General features: G+C 50.9%; 3 protein-coding genes. All 3 read right to left on the reverse strand.

The features are described from left to right. Window positions 1-123: 123 nt before the first annotated feature. The 3 genes from glnG to KDK15_RS20895 are packed head-to-tail and all read right to left on the reverse strand — an operon-like array spanning window position 124 to window position 3292. Window positions 124-1602 carry a nitrogen regulation protein NR(I) gene (gene glnG / locus KDK15_RS20885; RefSeq protein ID WP_257297334.1) on the reverse strand — a complete coding sequence of 493 codons (1479 nt, stop codon included), beginning with the start codon at window positions 1600-1602 and terminating at the stop codon, window positions 124-126. Between the two features lie 3 nt (window positions 1603-1605). After that, complete coding sequence (glnL, locus tag KDK15_RS20890; protein ID WP_257297335.1) at window positions 1606-2679, reverse strand: nitrogen regulation protein NR(II); 1074 nt, start codon at window positions 2677-2679, stop codon at window positions 1606-1608. A gap of 58 nt (window positions 2680-2737) precedes the next feature. After that, window positions 2738-3292, reverse strand: a complete 555-nt coding sequence (locus KDK15_RS20895) for a DUF4124 domain-containing protein (protein ID WP_257297336.1) — start codon at window positions 3290-3292, stop codon at window positions 2738-2740. Between the last annotated feature and the right edge of the window lie 134 nt (window positions 3293-3426).

Raw genomic sequence — 3426 nt, forward strand, 5'->3', positions numbered from 1 at the left:
GTCCTGAGCCTGTCGAAGGGCGTAAACTCCGAAGCATGATAGATTGTGCCAGGCACCCTTCGGCTCCGCTCAGGGTGAACGGAGAGTGGGTTCTAAATGTCGGAATTATTTAAGTACAATTACTTAAACAACCAGCTCTTCTTCCAAAGGCGCTGAAGGCTCTTCCAAAGGCGCTGAAGGCTCCAGGCTCAGCTCCTTGATCTTCCGGGTGAGTGTATTCCTACCCCATCCCAGTAACTCTGCAGCATCTTTTTTGCGACCACCGGTATGGGCCATTGCTGATTCAATAACAATGGTTTCAAAAGCTGGCACCGCCTGATCCAGGATACCGACATGGCCCGCTGCCAGCTCACGATCACACCACTGGCGGAACAGTTGCTGCCAGCTGCCATAACCGGCTACCGAACCCAGGTCACTGTCCCCCTTATCCATCAACTCTGGGGGTAAGTCAGACACCAGCACTTCCCGACCGGAGGCCATCACTGTTAACCAGCGACAGGTGTTTTCCAACTGCCGGACGTTACCGGGCCAATCCAGGGTGCTGATGTAACTGGCCGTTTCCGGATGAAGGATTTTCGGCTCCACTTCAAGCTCTTTACCTGCCTTATCCAGAAAGAAACGCGCCAGTCTTGGAATATCCTCACAACGATCCTTAAGCTTTGGCAGATGTACCCGGATAACATTCAGTCGGTGAAAAAGGTCTTCACGGAACTTGCCTTCTTCCACCAGTTTTTCAAGATTCTGGTGGGTCGCGGCAATAATACGCACATCCGCTTTAACTGGCGTGTGCCCACCCACGCGGTAGAACTCGCCATCAGCCAGCACGCGCAATAAGCGGGTCTGGGTATCGGCAGGCATATCACCAATTTCATCCAGAAACAGGGTGCCACCACCGGCCTGTTCAAAACGCCCACGGCGCATGCCACCGGCACCGGTAAATGCACCTTTTTCGTGACCAAAGAGTTCAGACTCAATCAGGTCCCGGGGAATCGCCGCCATATTCAAGGCAATAAAAGATCGGTCCGCCCGGGGACTGTGGCGGTGCAATGCCTTGGCCACCAGTTCCTTACCGGTGCCAGATTCACCATTAATCAATACGGTAATGTTGGAGTGTGACAGGCGGCCAATGGCACGAAACACCTCCTGCATGGCAGGGGCTTCACCGATAATCTCCGTAGACTCCTGTTCTTGCAGGGATGCCTCCGGAACCGCTGCCTCTGCCAGTTGTTGCTGGCGATGTTCCTGACCACGCTTGACCAGCGCTACCGCTTCATCAATATCAAAAGGCTTCGGCAGGTACTCAAATGCACCACTTTGGTAGGAAGACACCGCACTGTCCAGATCAGAGTGCGCCGTCATGATAATAACGGGAATATCCGGTTTCCGCTGATGGACGGCCTTCATCAATTGCAAACCGTTCATGCCCGGCATCCGGACATCACTGATCAGGGCTTCAGGCTCACTGTGTTCCAGCGCAGCCAGTACCTTTTCTGGCGCATCAAAGGATTGTGTTTCGATGCCTGCTGAATTCAGGGCCCGCTCCAGAACCCAGCGTATCGCCTGGTCATCATCCACGATCCAGACTTTGGAACTCAAACTCATACTTCACTCCTGTGTCATATCCAGCGATAGTGGTTCTCTTGTGATGGGTAAGAACACGTTAAAAATGGTTTCACCCGGCTTACTCTCACACTCAACCAGCCCCTGATGCAGACTGATGATGGACTGCGCCATGGGTAACCCCAAACCAGTTCCATCAGCACGACCACTGATCATCGGGTAGAAAATATTGTCGATCAAATCAGGAGGAATACCCGGTCCGTTATCAATAATGGACAAGTGACAAACCAGCTGCTGTCGCTGGGTACCAATGGTAAATTGTCGTGCAATACGGGTTCTCAGGGTGATCAGTCCTTCAGAACGGGACATTGCCTGATCAATGGCCTGCATGGCATTGCGCACCAGGTTCAGAATAGCCTGTATCAGCCGTTCGAAGTCACCCGGTATATCGGGAATACTTGGATCATAGTCTCGTTTGAGCCTGAGTTGTCCGCCGGTTTCGGCATTGATTAACTGCATCACCCTTTCAAGTACTTCATGAATATTCAGGTCTTCCATTTTTGGTGGCTGAAGCGGCCCCAGCATCTGGTCGACCAGGTCACGCAGCCGATCCGCTTCCTGGATAATAATCCCGGTAAACTCTTTCAGCCCCTGGTCATCCAGTTCCCTGGCCAGAAGCTGAGCCGCGCCACGAATACCGCCAAGAGGGTTTTTCACTTCATGGGCCAGACCCCGAACCAAAATTCTGGAGGTTTCCTGCCTGGCTATCAGCGACTCTTCCCGGGTGATTTTTTGAACCCGGTCACGGGGATTGATTTCCAGAAGCAGCCTTGCTTCCCCACAGGTGATGGGTGAAATGCTGTAATCCACATTGATCATCTCACCATTGATGGAAAAGTCGGTTTCCCGACGGGTAAACTGCTGATGCTGCCCCAGACTGCGATCCAGATCAGCCTTGAAGTTTTCTTCAGGAATCACCGTGGTTACTGGCTGGTTCAGAACCCTTTTCAAACTGGTATCGAGCAGGGTTTCTGCCGCCGGATTCAGGGTAATCACCCTAAACTCCCGGTCGAGCAACATCACCACGGTATTCAGGTTGTCCAGAATGATGTTTTGCATAGTTCCTGATTCAGGGATTATCTCTTCTAAGTTCACTCTCCCCTTTTTGGTGCAGCCGTCAAGGAGGGTTTATAGATACGGTGGGAGTGAATACGATTCGATGTACATGGATCGTATTACTGGAAGACTGAATGACTTTGGCCTGGTTATCAATGATCTCCACGGTAAGGTTGTGGGTACCACGTTCCACATTCTTGAGTTCAAAGGTTAAATTTCGCCTGGGCTCTCCTACCAACTCGCCATCAAGTAACAGGCGGACTTTGTGACCCTCAAGGATCTTTGGTGCTGTCGCAATTGTTACTGTGAAATTTCCCTGGTTACGCACCGTGGCATTATTGGCTGGCTTTATAATTTGCAGTCTGGAGTAGGACTCTCTGCTGGCTTTTTGAGCAGGTTTTGATGAATCAGGATTACTCCTCGGCGCTGGAGACATTGGCGTAAGCGGTCGTAACTTGACTTCTTCACTGGGCTGATGCGCAGGACGGGAGTCAGTAAAGATCACATTTCCATCCTGATCCACTGTTTTATAGATAGTGCCAAACGCAAAGTTCACTGATACCAGAGGCAGAATAACCGCCAGAAAAGACCAAACCATTGCCTTTTTTATATTCATGAGCCTCTTGCCCCGGGTGAAGTCATACCCGAATTATATCGTGTTGAGCACTGGTTAGCTTAAGAGTTACCAATGCTTTTTAACAGGGAATAACAGGGAATAACAGGGAATAACAGGGAATAACAGGGAATAAC

Origin of the sequence: Endozoicomonas sp. YOMI1 (assembly GCF_024606345.1) — a bacterium.
GTDB lineage: Bacteria > Pseudomonadota > Gammaproteobacteria > Pseudomonadales > Endozoicomonadaceae > Endozoicomonas.